Origin of the sequence: Streptomyces sp. TN58, from assembly GCF_001941845.1 — a bacterium.
Taxonomy (GTDB): domain Bacteria; phylum Actinomycetota; class Actinomycetes; order Streptomycetales; family Streptomycetaceae; genus Streptomyces.
In genome coordinates, this window is sequence record NZ_CP018870.1 from 812,755 (window position 1) to 828,241 (window position 15,487).

A 15,487-nucleotide genomic window follows, 5' to 3' on the forward strand; every position below is an offset into this window, starting at 1 on the left:
GCCCTAAGGGGTGTCGTGCCGACCGGCTGTCACGGGCCTGACCGGTCCTCGCGGTCGCGCTGGTCGTCGAGGTGGGCGGTCAGGTCGGGCCAGTGCTCGGACCACCGTGCCAGTTCGCCCGCGGTCAACGACCAGCGTGTACGCAGGGCTTCGTCCAGCAGGAAGCGGACGCAGGTCCCCGTCGTACCGTCGGCTTCGACAGGCTCCAGGTCCGTCACCGGGATGCCGTGCTCGTAGCGCCGGCTCCAGGATCCGTGGAGCCGGCGGTTGGTGTGGATCAGCCACTCGCTGAGCGCCGCGACGACGGACATGCCGCGACGGGGATGTCCGTCCGGAAGCCGTTCCGCCTCCGGGAAGTCGAAGAAGCGGAGGTCCTTCGTGGCCATGACCGGTTTCTTCACCACCTGGCCGTGCTCGTCGACCCGGGTGTCGGTGCCGCGACCGTCGTCCTTCACCGACACTGAGCCGTCGGGGTGCAGCGTGACCACGCACCGTCCGCCGCCCTGGCTCGCCGCCTCGTCGGCGGCGTAGGCAAGAACTTCCAGAACGAGGTGTTCGGGCCCGCCCGGCGCGAACAAGGCGGTCCCTTGGCGGATCCGGTCGAGGTGGACCGCGTCCACGGTCCCGGCCCAGTCGTGCGTGGTGTTGACCCAGGAGGCCCTTGATCTGTCCATCCGGCAAGTATCCGGGGGGTGGTTCAGCGTGTTCGCAACGAGCTGTCAGGCGGGCCCGCCGGCACCGGCGCGCTCGCCTCCCACCGGGGCCGACGGAGGCTGCCCCTCATACGGCGGGCAGTCCGACCCCGTGCGCCAGCTGGCCCGCCGCGTGGGTGAAGAAGGCGGACCGCTCCTCGACGACTCCATGGAACTGGCCGAACAGTTCGAAGGAGACGAGCCCGGCCAGCTGGGCCCAGGCGGCGACGAGGGCGGCGACGACCGCCGGGGGCAGGCCCTCGGCGAACTCCGCGGCCATCCGGCCGGCCTCGGGCGCCAGGGCGGGCGGCAGCGGCGGGAGGGCGAGACCGCGGCCCTCGTACGCGGCGCGGGCGATGCCGATGAGGACGTTGCCGACCCGGGAGGCGGGCCCCACCGTGTCGGCGGGGGCGCTGTAGCCGGGGACGGGGGATCCGTAGACGAGGGCGTACTCGTGCGGGTGCTCCAGCGCCCAGGCGCGGACGGCCTCGCAGGCGGCGATCCAGCGGGCGCGGGGCGGGGCGCCTTCGGCGAGGGCCCGGGAGTCGGCCTGCTCGGCGGCGGCGCCGAGGCTGTCGTAGGCGTCGATGATGAGCGCGGTCAGCAGCTCGTCACGGCTCGGGAAGTAGCGGTAGAGGGCGGAGGAGACCATGCCCAGCTCGCGGGCGACGGCGCGGAGGGAGAGCTTGGCGGCCCCCTCGGCGGCGAGCCGGCGGCGGGCCTCGTCCTTGATGGCGGCGGTGACCTCGATGCGGGCCCGTTCCCTGGCCCCTCGCACGGTGTTCATGCGGGCCAGTCTGCCACGCGAACGGAGCACTGCCCAGAAACCGGATCATCGCTCTGGATCGAGAGCAGCGCTCTTGTTTTGGCGCATCGATCCGTGCACACTGATCTCAAGCGAGAGCACTGCTCTCCCGACGCAAGATGAAGGCCCGGAGGTCATCGTGAGCACGCCCACCCCGTACTACGTCCAGGCCGGCCCGCTCGTCACCCGCTTCAATTCGCTGTTCGGCAAGCTGGCCCGTGTCGGCATCAGCCTGGCCGGCAGCGCCGAGCTGTCGGTGCGCGGTCGTACGTCCGGCAAGATGCAGCGCATTCCGGTCAATCCGCACCGGTACCAGGGCGCGGAGTACCTCGTCTCGGCCCGCGGCCACTCGCAGTGGGTCCGCAACATGCGGGTTGCGGGCGGCGGCGAGCTGCGCGTGGGACGGAAGGTGCGTGCGTTTACCGTCGTCGAGGTCACCGATCCGGTCGAGAAGTCGGCGATCCTGCGCACCTACCTGGAGAAGTGGGGCTGGGAGGTCAACCAGTTCTTCCAGGGCGTCGACGCGAAGGCCTCGGACGCGGAGATCCAGGCCATCGCCGGCGACCACCCCGTCTTCCGGATCATCCCCGCGTCGCACTGACCCGCCGCCGGCCAGGCTGTCACCGGCGCCGTACGAGGGCCACGGGCGTCGCCCACCCTCATTCCGCGCGGGTCAGCCGCGCGGAATCGGCATCAGGCACTCCCGGGCCGGCGAACCTCGCGGGCCCGTACCGACAGGGCCGGCCGCGAGACCCCCGTGTCCGGCCGGTCCCCGCCAGGCGGCGGGCCCCCGGCGTGCTCCGAAAGAGACCGCCGGCTCTCCTCCCACCCGGTGCCTCAGCGCGCGGCGTCGGCGCGACGCGGCGCGAGGCGGAGAGAGAGCGTCCTCACAGCGGGCCTACGTGGTCGCTGCCGGCACGCAGCGCGGCCCGTAGCCGCGCCGCGTGTTCGCCAGGATCACGGGACAGCCCCAGGGCGTGGTGCGAAAGTGGCGTCGTCCGCGTGAAGGGCAGTGCTCGCCGGGTCTGATGCGGTGCCTGCTGCATGGGCGGAGGGTCGCCCGCGTACCGGTCGTACGCGGTCGTACGCGGGCGACCCCCACGATGCGGCGCCGGGCCGTAGCCGGCCGCCGGGGATGTGGACAGCCTCAGCCCCGGTCGGCGTTCCGTGCCGCCGCCTGCCGTGCGTCCAGCGCGTGCAGTGCCTTGCGTGCCAGCGGGTACGTACGCACCATGTCGGCCAGTGTCGTCGCCCCCCGCGTGATGCGGGCGAAAGCCCGCCACGCCGGCCGGAAACCGGTGATCGCCGCGTGCAGCAGGCCCGGTCGGGCCTCGAAGACGGTCAGCATCCGCTTGCCGACGCCCATCTCCACACCCAGCCCGGCCTTCACCGCGAAGGCGTAGTTGAGGGCCTGGCGGCGGGCGTCCACCGCGTCCTGCGCCTCGGCGATCTTCACCGCCCACTCCCCCGCGAGCCGCCCCGAGCGCAGCGCGAAGGAGATGCCCTCGCGGGTCCACGGTTCCAGCAGTCCGGCCGCGTCGCCCGCGACCAGGACCCGGCCGCGCGAGAGCGGCGAGTCGGGCTTGCGGCACCGTGTGAGGTGCCCGGAGGAGACGGCCGGTTCGAAGCCGGCGAGTCCGAGCCGGGCGATGAAGTCGTCCAGGTACCGCTTGGTCGCGGCTCCCTCGCCCTTCGCCGAGATGACCCCGACCGTGAGGGTGTCGCCCTTGGGGAAGACCCAGCCGTAACTGCCGGGCAGCGGGCCCCAGTCGATCAGCACCCGGCCCTTCCAGTCCTCGGCGACCGTCGCGGGGACGGGGATCTCCGCCTCCAGGCCGAGGTCCACCTGGTCCATCTCGACGCCCACGTGTGCGCCGATCCGGCTCGCGCTGCCGTCCGCTCCGACCACGGCGCGCGCCAGGACGGTTTCCCCGTCGGCCAGCACCACGGCGACGGTGCGCCGGTCGGGTACGGCCGCCCCGTGCTGCTCCACGCGGGCCACTGCCGTGCCCGTGCGGACGGTGGCGCCCGCCTTCTCCGCCTCGGCGACCAGGCCGGCGTCGAATTCCGGCCGGTTGATGAGCCCGAACAGCATGTGCTTCGAGCGGCGGGTACGGGTCAGCTTGCCGTCCATGGAGAAGGTGACCGCGTGGATGCGGTCCTTGAGGGGCAGGACGAAGCCCGGCGGGAGGGCGTCGCGGGAGGGGCCGATGATGCCGCCGCCGCACGTCTTGTACCGGGGCAGTTCGGCCTTCTCCAGCAGCAGGACGCGCCGCCCGGCCGTGGCCGCCGCGTGCGCGGCCGAGGAACCGGCCGGTCCGGCTCCGACCACGACCACGTCCCACACCTCGCCGTCGGCTCCCCCGGCCGCCTCGCCGGCCGCCTCCCGCTCGGCCGGGTCCGCCCCCGTGCCCACCCCCGCGTCCGCTCCGGCCACGGCGTCCGTGCCCGCGCCCTCGCCTCGGCCCTCGCCCTGGCTCCGGCCCTCGCCTGCATCCGCACCTGCGTCGCGTACGTCGTCGTCGCTGCTCACGATGTGTTGCTGCTCCTGATCACCCGGTTGCTCCGATGCCGGGGAAATCCTACGGCGAGACACCGCCCCAACCTGCTGTGCGAAGATCGGACGGTCTTTCCGCCGCACCCGGCATACGCACGTCCCGCGCATGCGCGGGCCGCGTACACGGATACAACGTCGCACCCAAAAGGAGCGTGCCCATGTCCCAGAATCCGATCGCCGAGACGGTCGCCTCGATGATGCCCCGCGCCAAGCAGGAGCTGACCGAGCTGGTGGCCTTCCGGTCGGTGGCGGACTGGGCGCAGTTCCCGCGCAGCGAGAGCGAGGCCGCGGCGAACTGGGTGGCCGACGCCCTGCGCGTCGAGGGCTTCCAGGACGTGGCGCTGCTCGACACCCCTGACGGCACACAGTCCGTGTACGGCTTCCTGCCCGGCCCGGAGGGTGCGCCGACCGTGCTGCTGTACGCGCACTACGACGTGCAGCCTCCGCTGGACGACGACGCCTGGATCTCCCCGGCCTTCGAGCTGACCGAGCGCGACGGCCGCTGGTACGGGCGCGGCGCGGCCGACTGCAAGGGCGGTTTCATCATGCACCTGCTGGCGTTGCGGGCGCTGAAGGCCAACGGCGGGGTGCCGGTGGGCGTCAAGATGATCGTCGAGGGCTCGGAGGAGCAGGGCACGGGCGGACTCCAGCAGTACGCGGAGGCGCACCCGGAGCTGCTGGCCGCCGACGCCGTGGTCGTCGGCGACGCGGGCAACTTCCGCCTCGGCCTGCCGACGGTGACCGCCACGCTGCGCGGCATGTGCCTGCTCAAGGTGAAGATCGACACGCTGGGCGGGAACCTGCACTCCGGCGTCTTCGGCGGTGCCGCGCCCGACGCGCTGGCCGCGCTGATCCGGGTGCTCGACTCGCTGCGTGCCGCCGACGGTTCCACGACGGTCGACGGGCTCGCCTCGGACGCGGTGTGGGAGGGCCTGCAGTACCCGGAGGCGGACTTCCGCGCCGACGCGAAGGTGCTGGACGGTGTCGAGCTGATCGGCGAGGGCACCGTCGCCGACCGCCTGTGGGCCCGCCCGGCCGTCACCGTGCTCGGCATCGACTGCCCGCCGGTCGTCGGCGCGACGCCGTCCGTGCACGCGAGCGCCGGCGCTCTGATCAGCCTGCGTGTGCCGCCGGGTGTGGACACCGCGGAGGCGATCAAGCTGCTCCAGGCGCATCTGGAGGCGCACACGCCGTGGAAGGCGCGTCTGGAACTGGAGGTCGTCGGCCAGGGCCAGCCGTTCAAGGCGGACACCGACAGCCCGGCGTACGCGTCGATGCGAGCGGCTCTGGAGGCCGCCTACCCGGGCCAGGAGATGCAGATCACCGGTATGGGCGGGTCGATCCCGCTGTGCAACACGCTGACGTCGCTGTACCCGCAGGCGGAGATGCTGCTGATCGGCCTCAGCGAGCCGGATGCGCAGATCCACGCGGTCAACGAGAGCGTGTCGCCGGAGGAGTTGGAGCGCCTGTCGGTGGCGGAGGCTCTGTTCCTCGTCAACTACGCGGAGTCCAAGCGCGCCTGACCCGGCCCGCCACCGCTGTTCCGGTTACGACCAGGGCGCAGTGCGCCCTGGGCGTACTGCGCTCACGGTGAAGTCACCTGCCGGGGGCGGCGGCCCGTCCGTACGTTCGCCGTATGGACCTCGTCGAAGTACTTCCGAACCGGCTCCACATGCTGCGTTTCCCCATCGGCCAGGCGTACCTCTGGCAGGACGGCGGGGCGCTGACCCTCGTCGACGCGGGCAACGCCGGCTCCGCGGCGGAGATCGAAGGGGCGATACGCTCCCTCGGGCTGCTCCCCGAGCGGCTGGAGCGGATCGTCCTGACGCACTGCCACCGCGATCATGTGGGCGCGGCGGGTGAACTCGCCGCCCGCTGGGGGGCGGTTGTGCTGGCGCACCAGCTGGACGCGCCGGTGATCCGGGGTGAGCGGCCCGTTCCCGAACCGGTGCTGCTGGACTGGGAGATCCCGCTGTACGCGCATGGCCTGACCGTCCCCGAGGCCCCGGCCACCCCGGTCGACCGCGAGGTGGAGGACGGGGACGCGTTGGGCTTCGGGGACGGGGCGTACGTCGTCCACGCCCCGGGCCACACCGACGGCAGCATCGGCATCCATCTGCCGCGCCACGGTGTGCTGTTCACGGGTGACTGCGTCGCCGCCGTCGGCCCCCCGATGCTGGGTGTCTTCAACGTCGACCGCGCCCGTGCGGTCGAGTCCTTCCGCCGCCTGGCCGAACTCACACCCTCGGTAGCCTGCTTCGGCCACGGCGACCCCCTCACCGTGGACACCGCCCTCATCCTGGCCCAGACCGCCGCCGAAACCCCGGGCGAGTGAGCCGAAGGGGCGCGCCCCGGGGAGTGAGGGCGAGCGCGCGAAGGAAACCGCGACGAACGAGCGGTTTACGAGCACGCACGACCCCACGAGCCGGCACCAGGCGCCCCAGAGGCGAACCGAGCCCCCGACCAAGACCGGCGAGTGAGCCGAAGGGGCGCGCCGGGGAGTGAGGGCGAGCGCGCGGAGGAAACCGTGAGGAACGAGCGGTTTACGAGCACGCACGCCCTCACGAGCCGGCAAAAGGCGCCCCGGAGGCGAACCGAGCCCCCAAAAAAAGGGGGGGCTTCAGCCGGTGGGGGTGCCTGCCTCCAAGTAGAGGGGGCGGCCGCGTTCGCGGGCGCGCAGGGCCCAGCGTAGGCGTTCGTAGCGGTGTTGCGGCAGCAGTTCCGCGGCTTCGGCCTCGGTGACGAAGCGCCAGGCGCGGAGTTCGGGGCCGGGTAGGCGGAGGTGGGTGGCGGTCTCGTCGGTGAGGCGGCCGCCGTCGAAGAGCAGGCGGAGTCCGCCGAAGCCGGGGGGCTGTGGGCGTTCCCAGTCGACGACGAGGAGTGTGGGTGTGCGGTCCAGTACGAGGCCCAGTTCCTCGGTGACTTCTCGTATGCCGGCGCGGGCGGGTGCCTCGCCGGTTTCGACGACGCCTCCGGGGAATTCCCAGCCTGCCTTGTATGTGGGGTCGACCAGGAGGACCCGGTCGTGCTGGTCGAAGAGGAGTACGCCGGCGGCGACGGTTTCCCGGGTGGGTTCGGGGGTTTGCACGATGTCGCAGACGGGGGCGGTGTCCGAGCGGACGGCTTCGGCGATGCGCTGGGCGGTCTCGTGCACGGTGAGGGTGCTGTTGTCGATGACGTGGGCGTCGTCGGTGAGCCAGCCGAGGGCTTCGTGGTAGGCCGGGATGTGGTCGTAGGCCCACTGTCGGACTCGTAGGTCGACGTCGGCGGGGTCGCCGGGTTCGGTGCGGGTGGCGATCCGCTCCCGAAGGATCGTTTCCGCAGGGGCGAGCAGCACATGCCGCACCGGGATACGGCGCGCTGCCAGCCCGCCGAAGATCTCGTCCCGGTAGTCCTGGCGCAATAGCGTCATGGGGACGACGAGCGGCCCGCCCACTTCCGCGAGCAGCGCCGCGGCCGTGTCGACGACCAGCCGCCGCCAACTCGGCAGGTCCTGGTAGTCGGTGACCTCCGCCAGCCGTTCGGGCGGCAGCAGCACGCGCAGCGCGCCGCCGACGAGTTCCGGGTCGAACAGGGTGCTGTCCGGGAGCAGTGCGGTCAGTTCACGGGCCGTGCTGGTCTTCCCCGCGCTGAACGTGCCGTTGATCCAGACAATCACGTCTACCCCTCTCCCCATGGCTCGTCCGGAGCCCCCAGTGGCTTGCCCGCCCCACCCTGCCACGAAAACCTCACTATCGGCCGAGTGCTTATCCTCAAGGTCACGAGCCCGCACGCTCGCCCGAGTAACCAGGGAGGATTCACGACTGTGCCCCACTACCGCCGCACGTCCGACCCCCGCTACGGCAGCCGGCCGACCATGAAGGACGTGGCGGCCCGGGCGGGTGTCGGCCTGAAGACGGTGTCCCGGGTGGTCAACGGCGAGCCGGGCGTCACTTCCGAGACGGAGAAGCGGGTCCTGGAGGCCATAGCGGCGCTGGGCTTCCGCCGCAACGACAGCGCTCGCGTGCTGCGCAAGGGCCGTACGGCCACGGTCGGCCTGGTCCTGGAGGACCTTGCCGACCCCTTCTACGGTCCGCTGAACCGGGCGGTGGAGGAGGTGGCCCGGGCGCACGGGGCGCTGCTCGTCAACGGTTCCAGTGCCGAGGATCCGGACCGGGAGAGGGAGTTGGCGCTGGCGCTGTGCGCCCGCCGGGTGGACGGTCTGATCGTGATCCCCGCCGGGAACGACCACCGCTATCTTGAGCCGGAGATCCGGGCGGGGGTGGCCACGGTGTTCGTGGACCGGCCGGCCGGCGGGATCGAGGCCGACGTGGTGCTTTCGGACAACTTCGGCGGGGCCCGCGGCGGTGTCGCCCACCTGATCGCGGGGGGCCACCGCCGGATCGGCTTCATCGGGGACCATTCCCGCATCCACACGGCGGCGGAGCGCCTGCGCGGCTACCGTGCGGCCATGGCGGAGGCCGGCCTCGCGGTGGACGGGTCCTGGGTCTCGCTCGGCTCGACGGATCCCGGCCGGGTCGCGGCGGCGGCGAGGGCGATGCTCGGGGGCGCGGATCCGGTGACGGCCGTCTTCGCCGGGAACAACCGGGTGACGGTCACGGTGGTGCGGGTCCTGGCTTCCCTGGAACGCGCGGTGGCGCTGGTCGGCTTCGACGACTTCGAGCTGGCGGACCTGCTGCGGCCGGGGGTGACGGTGGTCGCCCAGGACCCGGCGGCGCTGGGGCGGGTGGCCACGGACCGGCTCTTCCAGCGGCTGGGCGGAGCGGGGCTCACCCCGGTCCGCACCGAGCTGCCCACCCGCCTCGTCCCCCGCGGCTCGGGCGAGCTGCCGCCTGCGGACTGAGTGCTGCCCGTAGGGTCGGCCCGGCCCCGTACCACCGGGGCCGGGCCGAGGGCGCGCACGGTCGGGCGGGCGCGTAAGGGCCAGGCGGTCGCCGCCAAGGCCAGGCGGCAACCGTCGGGCCGGGCGGCCGCCAAAGCCGAAAACGGTCGCCGCCGGGGCCGAACGCCCGCGGCAAACCCAGGCGGGCTCCGCAAGGCCAGGAACGGCCGCGGTGAAGCCGGGCGGGCGGCCGCCGCCGGGCCGAACGGTCGCCGCCAAGGCCAGGCGGCGTCCCTCGGGCTGGGCGCCGCCGAAGCCAGACGGCCTCCGCCGAGGCCCAACGGCCGCCCCTCGGCGTCAGGCGGTCGCCGTCAGGGTCGCGGAGCGGCGGGGGATCGCGAAGGCGTCGAGTTCGGCGCGGGTCAGGCCGGTCAGGGCGGTGACCTCATCGGCGCCGACCGCGCCGCAGTCGAGGCCGCGGACCAGGTATCCGGCCAGGGCCTTGGCGGTGGCGGGCTCGTCCATCACGTCGCCCTCGATCTTGGCCACGTACGCCTTCAGGCGTGCGGCGGCGGCCTCCAGGCCTTCGCGGTAGAAGGTGAAGACGGCCGCGTAGCGGGTGGGCAGGTGCGCGGGGTGCATGTCCCAGCCCTGGTAGTAGGCGCGGGCCAGGGCGCGGCGGGTCAGGCCGTAGTGCAGCTTCCAGCCCTCGTGGACCTTCTCGGTGGTGCCGATGGGCAGCACGTTGGTGGAGCCGTCGGAGACGCGTACGCCGGTGCCGGCGGCCGCGACCTGCATGATCGCCTTCGCGTGGTCGGCGGCGGGGTGGTCGCTGGCCTGGTAGGCGGCGGACACGCCGACGCAGGCGCTGTAGTCGAAGGTGCCGTAGTGCAGGCCGGTGGCGCGGCCCTTGGCGGCCTCGATCATCCGGGCGACGGTGGCGGTGCCGTCGGAGGCCAGGATGGACTGGCTGGTCTCGATCTGGATCTCGAAGCCGATCCGGCCCGGGCGCAGGCCGCGGGTGGTCTCGAAGGCCTCCAGCAGCTTGACGAAGGCGGTGACCTGCTCGGCGTAGGTGACCTTCGGGAGGGTGAGGACGAGGCCGTCGGGCAGGCCGCCGTGCTCCAGGAGGCCGGAGAGGAAGATGTCGGTGGTGCGGATGCCGCGGTCGCGGACGTTGGACTCCATGCACTTCATGCGGATGCCCATGTACGGCGCGTTGGTGCCGTTGGAGAAGGCTTCGGAGACGAGGCGGGCGGCGCGGGCGGCGGCCTGGTCCTCCTCCTCGTCGGAGCGGACGCCGAAGCCGTCCTCGAAGTCGACGCGGAGGTCCTCGACGGGCTCGCGCAGGAGCTTGGCGCGGACGCGGTCGTAGACCGGTACGGCGAGTGCGTCGGAGATGCCGAGGACCTTGGCGAAGGTGGCGGCGTCCGGGGCGTGCTCGTCGAGGGCGGCCAGGGCCTGGTCGCCCCAGGTGCGGATGGTGTCGGCGGCGAAGACGTCACCGGGTACGTAGACGGTGTGGATGGGCTGCCGGGTGCCGGGGTCGCCCGGGTAGTGGCGCGCGAGCTCCGCGTCCACCGGCGCGAGGGAGGCGCTGATGCCCTCGCTGACCGCGCCTGCGAGGCTCGTTGCCACCTTCTCCTGCTGACCCATCGTGCACTCTCCTCTTTTCCGCTTCACGGAAGCTTAGATCCGCATAGCAGAATTTAGCCACGTGGTTCCGCTCCGTCAATGGTCCCTCGACCGCCTCGGGCAAACGACTCGGGGCCGCGCGGTGAGAATCACCACACGGCCCCGATGAAGCGGTGCTACGAAGAGAAGCGCAGGTCAGGCGGTCAGCCCTTGCGCGCCTTGATCTCGTCGGTCAGCTGGGGGACGACCGTGAAGAGGTCGCCGACCACGCCGTAGTCGACGAGGTCGAAGATCGGGGCCTCGGCGTCCTTGTTGATGGCCACGATGGTCTTCGAGGTCTGCATGCCGGCCCGGTGCTGGATCGCGCCCGAGATGCCGGAGGCGATGTAGAGCTGCGGGGAGACCGACTTGCCGGTCTGACCGACCTGGTTGGTGTGCGGGTACCAGCCGGCGTCGACGGCGGCGCGGGAGGCGCCGACGGCCGCGCCGAGGGAGTCCGCGAGGGCCTCGATGATGCCGAAGTTCTCGGCACCGTTGACGCCGCGGCCGCCGGAGACCACGATCGCGGCCTCGGTCAGCTCGGGACGGCCGGTGGACTCGCGCGGGGTGCGGCCGGTGACCTTGGTGCCGGTCGCCAGGGCGCCGAAGGTGACCGCGAGGGCCTCGACGGCGCCGGCGGCCGGAGCGGCCTCGACCGGGGCCGAGTTCGGCTTGACGGTGATGACCGGGGTGCCCTTGGAGACGCGGGACTTGGTGGTGAAGGACGCGGCGAAGGCGGACTGCGTCGCGACCGGACCCTCGTCACCGGCCTCCAGGTCGACGGCGTCGGTGATGATGCCGGAGCCGATGCGGACGGCGAGGCGCGCGGCGATCTCCTTGCCCTCGGCGGAGGACGGGACGAGCACGGCCGCCGGGGAGACGGCGTCGTACGCGGCCTGCAGCGCGTCCACCTTCGGTACGACGAGGTACTCGGCGAACTCGGGGGCGTCGGCGGTGAGGACCTTGACCGCGCCGTGCTCGGCGAGCACCGCGGCGGTGGCGTCGGCACCGGCGCCGAGGGCGACGGCGACGGGCTCGCCGATGCGGCGGGCCAGCGTCAGCAGCTCAAGGGTGGGCTTGCGGACGGCACCGTCCACGTGGTCGACGTAGACGAGAACTTCAGCCATGGGACTGCTCTCCTGCTATTGCGAAGTGTCTGGGGGCTTTGAGGGGGATGGCCGAAGCTCTTAGATGAACTTCTGGCCGGCCAGGAACTCGGCCAGCTGCTTGCCGCCCTCGCCCTCGTCCTTGACGATCGTGCCGGCGGTGCGCGCCGGGCGCTGCGCCGCGGAGTCCACCGCGGTCCAGGAGCCTTCCAGGCCGACCTCGTCGGCCTCGATCTCCAGGTCTTCGAGGTCCCAGGACTCGACCGGCTTCTTCTTCGCGGCCATGATGCCCTTGAAGGAGGGGTAGCGGGCCTCGCCCGACTGGTCCGTCACCGAGACGAGCGCGGGGAGGGAGGCCTCCAGCTGCTCGCTCGCGGTGTCGCCGTCGCGGCGGCCGGTGACGGTGCCGTCCTCGACCTTGACCTCGGAGAGCAGGGTGACCTGCGGGACGCCCAGGCGCTCGGCCAGGATCGCCGGGAGGACGCCCATGGTGCCGTCGGTGGACGCCATGCCCGTGATGACCAGGTCGTAGCCGGCCTTCTCGATGGCCTTGGCGAGCACCAGGGAGGTGCCCATGACGTCCGTGCCGTGGAGGTCGTCGTCCTCGACGTGGATGGCCTTGTCGGCGCCCATCGACAGCGCCTTGCGCAACGCGTCCTTGGCGTCCTCGGGGCCGACCGTCAGGACGGTGATCTCGGCGTCGTCGGCCTCGTCGGCGATCTGCAGCGCCTGCTCGACGGCGTACTCGTCGAGCTCCGACAGCAGGCCGTCGACGTCGTCACGGTTGACGGTCAAGTCCTCGGTGAACTGCCGGTCGCCAGTGGCGTCGGGCACGTACTTCACACAGACAACGATCCTCAGGCTCACGCCGGCTCTCCTACCGCATCGTCTTTTCGTGTACCGCCTTATGCAGGCAGCATAGGCGCCTTGTCAGGCGGATCCCGATCGGGGCGGCCCGCGCCCCGAAGGGAATGTTACTCGTCAGTACACCGTGGGTCCCGCCAAGTGGCAAGGTCGGCGAACTGTGATCTGCCCAACGCCGCCCGACCCGCCCCAGCAGGGACGATTCAGTCGCGCAGCGCGTTGAAGCGCCCCTGGTGGTACAGCAGCGGACGGCCTTCTCCGGCCGGGTCCCCCACCACCGCCTGAGCGATGATCACACGGTGTTCACCGGCGGGCACCCTCGCCACCACCCGGCAGACCAGCCACGCCAGCACGCCGTCGAGCACCGGGACCCCGTGCGGGCCGGGGGCCCAGCCGGTGGCCGGCCCGAACCGGTCGGCTCCGCTCCGAGCGAACAGGCCCGCCAGCTCCCGCTGGTGCTCGCCGAGTATGTGGACGCCGAGGTGGTCGCTGTCGCGCACCGCGGGCCAGCTGGAGGCCCCGGTGCCGATCGTGAACGAGAGCAGCGGCGGGTCGGCGGAGACGGAGTTGAGCGAGGTGGCGGTGAAACCCACCGGCCGTCCGCCGTCCTGGGAGGTGATCACGGCGACGCCTGCGGCGTGCTGCCGGAAGACGGAACGCAGGAGGTCGGGCGAGCCGGGACGGCCGGCGCCGGGGAGAGCGGAGAGAGGGGAAGCGGCCGTCGGGACCGTCGGGACCGTCGGAGCACTCATCAGGGTTCTGCCTTCTGCCGCGCGGCGCGCGGACACAGTCGGGATCACGGGCGGGTCGTTCAGTGATCCTGACAGCGCGCGCTCGCGTGGCGGACGAGGTCCACATGAGGCCGTCCGTGGAGCAGGAGTTCATACCGCATACGGTCAGCCTGGCGATCTCCCGTGGACGCAGTCAAGCCGGATCGGGCAGATGTCAGGCGCGTCACGCGGTGTGCGGGGCGCGTGCACCGGCGCGCCCGGGCCCCCGGTCGGGGCCCTGCGCCGACCGCACCGGCCGCTGCCGTGTCACACGGCGGCGCCCAGGGCGGCGATCACGTCGGCCTTGCGCGGCATGCCGGCCGCCCGCCGCACGATCCGGCCCGCGCGGTCCAGTACGAGCACGGTCGGGGTCTTCTCGATCCCCAGGGCCCGCACCAGGTCGAGCCGGTCCTCGGCGTCGATCTCGATGTGCGCGACTCCGTCGACCATGGCCGCGACCTCGGCCAGGATCCGCCGCGTGGCCCGGCAGGGCTGGCAGAAGGCGCTGGAGAACTGCACCAGGGTGGCCCGGCGGCCCGGCTCCGCACCCAGCTCCGCGGCACCCAGGAGCCCCGGCCCCCCGAAGGCCGGGCTGCCGGACCGGCCGTCGCCGCGGTCGCCGCGGTCGTCGCGGTCGTCGTAGTCGTCCCGGTCGTCGCGGCGGTCGACCCGTCCGTGTTGCTGCCCGCTCACCGGCACTCCCGTCACCACCGCGGCCTTCGTGTACGCACATGATCGTCGTACGCTCGTACGTGGATGGACACCCGGTGGGCCCCGGGCATTCCCGGCGTGACGAGAATCTCCCCGGGCACGGGCGTCTGGACTGGCCAGCGGCCCGCGTTTGGGGCACCATCCCCAAGGGTCGCGTACCTACGCTTCCGTAACTTCCGGCCGGGAGCACCTCCCCAGGCAGAAAGCGGGTCTCCCGATGGCTGAGTTCGTCTACCCTCCGGTGATCGGCGCCGCGCACGGGCTGTTCCGCGCGCTCGACATCCGCATCGACATGAAGGGCACCGAGAACATCCCGCGCAAGGGCGGCGCTGTCCTGGTGTCGAACCACATCGGCTACCTCGACTTCATCTTCGCCGGCCTGACGGCGCGGCCGCAGAAGCGCCTGGTGCGCTTCATGGCGAAGGAGTCGGTGTTCCGGCACAAGGTGTCCGGCCCGCTGATGCGCGCGATGAAGCACATCCCGGTGGACCGCAAGCAGGGCGAGACCGCCTACCAGCACGCGCTGGAGTCGCTGCGCTCCGGTGAGATCATCGGGGTGTTCCCCGAGGCGACGATCTCCCAGTCCTTCACGCTGAAGAGCTTCAAGTCGGGTGCGGCCCGGATGGCGCAGGAGGCCGGGGTCCCGCTGATCCCCGTGGCGCTGTGGGGCACGCAGCGGCTGTGGACCAAGGGCCGTCCCAAGAACCTCAAGCGCAGCCACATCCCGGTGACGATGCGGGTGGGCGAGCCGATCGAGGCGCCCACCGACCAGTACGCCGGGGCGATCACGCGCCGGCTGCGCGAGCGCGTGCAGGAGCTGCTGGACGTGGCCCAGCGCGCCTACCCGGAGAAGCCGCGGGGCACCGAGGACTCCTGGTGGCTGCCGGCCCACCTCGGCGGCACGGCGCCTACGGCGGCCCAGGTGCGCGAGGCGGGCTGATCCCCTCCCCCGGGCGACGCGGCTGCCCGCGCGAGGCGGCGTGGCTTCGGCTCAGGCCGGGTGGGTCCGGCCGTCCTTCTTGCCGGGAGGCCCGCACGGGGCGGTGACGCACTGCCACGTCGGCTCCTTCGGGTGGTGCCCGCCGTCGTTCGAGCCGCCCGTGCCGGGAGGCCCGCACGGAGCGGTGACGCACTGCCACGTCGGCTCCTTCGGGTGGTGCCGGCCGTCGTTCGGGGCGCCCTTGCCCGGACGCTTCTTGCCCCACGAGCCGTCCTTCTTCCACGAGCCGTCCTTCTTCGAGGTGCCGTGGCTCTTCCCGCCCGGCCCGCCGTGGTCCGCCACGACGGCGTGCGGGGCCGACGCGGGGGCGGCGAACGCGGTCGTGGGGACCAGCACGGCTCCGGCGGCCATGGCGGTCGTGGCCGCGAAGAGGGCCAGGCGTCGCGTGCGAACGGTGTGGGTCATGGCGGTTCTCCTCCGACGAGAGAGCGGAACGGACATCTCCAGTACGCCCCGACCCGGACCGCCGGTCACGCCCCTGCATCT

The 15,487-nt window shown here is 72.5% G+C and carries 15 protein-coding genes; 5 read left to right on the forward strand and 10 right to left on the reverse strand.

Annotated features, from left to right (window positions below):
* Positions 1 to 29 precede the first annotated feature (29 nt).
* Positions 30 to 674 (reverse strand): ATP-binding protein, encoded by a 645-nt coding sequence (locus BSL84_RS03815; protein WP_075969808.1) that lies wholly within the window; start codon positions 672 to 674, stop codon positions 30 to 32.
* Between the two features lie 106 nt (positions 675 to 780).
* The gene (locus BSL84_RS03820; protein ID WP_075969809.1) at positions 781 to 1,479 is read right to left on the reverse strand and encodes a TetR/AcrR family transcriptional regulator; all 699 of its coding nucleotides are present in this window, start codon (positions 1,477 to 1,479) and stop codon (positions 781 to 783) included.
* 157 nt (positions 1,480 to 1,636) lie between these two features.
* On the opposite strand from BSL84_RS03820, the gene BSL84_RS03825 reads away from it, so the two are divergent.
* Positions 1,637 to 2,098, forward strand: coding sequence for a nitroreductase/quinone reductase family protein (locus BSL84_RS03825; RefSeq protein WP_030031601.1), 462 nt, complete (start codon positions 1,637 to 1,639; stop codon positions 2,096 to 2,098).
* A gap of 546 nt (positions 2,099 to 2,644) precedes the next feature.
* Here the strand turns inward: BSL84_RS03825 and BSL84_RS03830 are convergent.
* Positions 2,645 to 3,844 carry a geranylgeranyl reductase family protein gene (locus BSL84_RS03830; protein WP_094744168.1) on the reverse strand — a complete coding sequence of 400 codons (1,200 nt, stop codon included), beginning with the start codon at positions 3,842 to 3,844 and terminating at the stop codon, positions 2,645 to 2,647.
* Positions 3,845 to 4,212: 368 nt separating this feature from the next.
* Between BSL84_RS03830 and BSL84_RS03835 the strand changes: the two genes are divergently transcribed.
* The gene (locus BSL84_RS03835) at positions 4,213 to 5,577 is read left to right on the forward strand and encodes a dipeptidase (protein ID WP_075969810.1); all 1,365 of its coding nucleotides are present in this window, start codon (positions 4,213 to 4,215) and stop codon (positions 5,575 to 5,577) included.
* Between the two features lie 113 nt (positions 5,578 to 5,690).
* A complete protein-coding gene (locus BSL84_RS03840; RefSeq protein ID WP_045323504.1) occupies positions 5,691 to 6,389 on the forward strand; it encodes an MBL fold metallo-hydrolase in 699 nt (232 codons plus the stop codon).
* Positions 6,390 to 6,674: 285 nt separating this feature from the next.
* Here BSL84_RS03840 and BSL84_RS03845 read toward each other — a convergent pair whose 3' ends face one another.
* On the reverse strand, positions 6,675 to 7,730 hold the full coding sequence (locus BSL84_RS03845) for an NUDIX hydrolase (protein ID WP_037664822.1): 1,056 nt from the start codon (positions 7,728 to 7,730) through the stop codon (positions 6,675 to 6,677).
* Positions 7,731 to 7,910: 180 nt separating this feature from the next.
* Between BSL84_RS03845 and BSL84_RS03850 the strand changes: the two genes are divergently transcribed.
* Positions 7,911 to 8,897: a LacI family DNA-binding transcriptional regulator gene (locus BSL84_RS03850; protein WP_078849249.1), complete on the forward strand. Its 987-nt coding sequence runs from the start codon at positions 7,911 to 7,913 to the stop codon at positions 8,895 to 8,897.
* Positions 8,898 to 9,233: 336 nt separating this feature from the next.
* On the opposite strand, the gene BSL84_RS03855 is transcribed toward BSL84_RS03850, so the two are convergent.
* The 5 genes from BSL84_RS03855 to BSL84_RS03875 form a co-directional block, all read right to left on the reverse strand.
* Complete coding sequence (locus tag BSL84_RS03855; protein ID WP_045323876.1) at positions 9,234 to 10,532, reverse strand: DUF6986 family protein; 1,299 nt, start codon at positions 10,530 to 10,532, stop codon at positions 9,234 to 9,236.
* 182 nt (positions 10,533 to 10,714) lie between these two features.
* A complete protein-coding gene (locus BSL84_RS03860) occupies positions 10,715 to 11,677 on the reverse strand; it encodes an electron transfer flavoprotein subunit alpha/FixB family protein (protein ID WP_030030596.1) in 963 nt (320 codons plus the stop codon).
* Positions 11,678 to 11,737: 60 nt separating this feature from the next.
* The gene (locus BSL84_RS03865; RefSeq protein WP_030030595.1) at positions 11,738 to 12,523 is read right to left on the reverse strand and encodes an electron transfer flavoprotein subunit beta/FixA family protein; all 786 of its coding nucleotides are present in this window, start codon (positions 12,521 to 12,523) and stop codon (positions 11,738 to 11,740) included.
* Positions 12,524 to 12,723: 200 nt separating this feature from the next.
* Positions 12,724 to 13,272, reverse strand: coding sequence for a flavin reductase family protein (locus BSL84_RS03870; RefSeq protein ID WP_030030594.1), 549 nt, complete (start codon positions 13,270 to 13,272; stop codon positions 12,724 to 12,726).
* Between the two features lie 285 nt (positions 13,273 to 13,557).
* Positions 13,558 to 13,857 carry a TlpA family protein disulfide reductase gene (locus BSL84_RS03875; protein WP_045323886.1) on the reverse strand — a complete coding sequence of 100 codons (300 nt, stop codon included), beginning with the start codon at positions 13,855 to 13,857 and terminating at the stop codon, positions 13,558 to 13,560.
* A gap of 361 nt (positions 13,858 to 14,218) precedes the next feature.
* Here BSL84_RS03875 and BSL84_RS03880 point away from each other — a divergent pair, with 361 nt between their 5' ends.
* Positions 14,219 to 14,941: a lysophospholipid acyltransferase family protein gene (locus tag BSL84_RS03880; protein ID WP_030028481.1), complete on the forward strand. Its 723-nt coding sequence runs from the start codon at positions 14,219 to 14,221 to the stop codon at positions 14,939 to 14,941.
* A 51-nt stretch (positions 14,942 to 14,992) separates the two neighbouring features.
* Here BSL84_RS03880 and BSL84_RS03885 read toward each other — a convergent pair whose 3' ends face one another.
* A complete protein-coding gene (locus BSL84_RS03885) occupies positions 14,993 to 15,406 on the reverse strand; it encodes a hypothetical protein (RefSeq protein WP_030028480.1) in 414 nt (137 codons plus the stop codon).
* Positions 15,407 to 15,487: the final 81 nt, after the last annotated feature.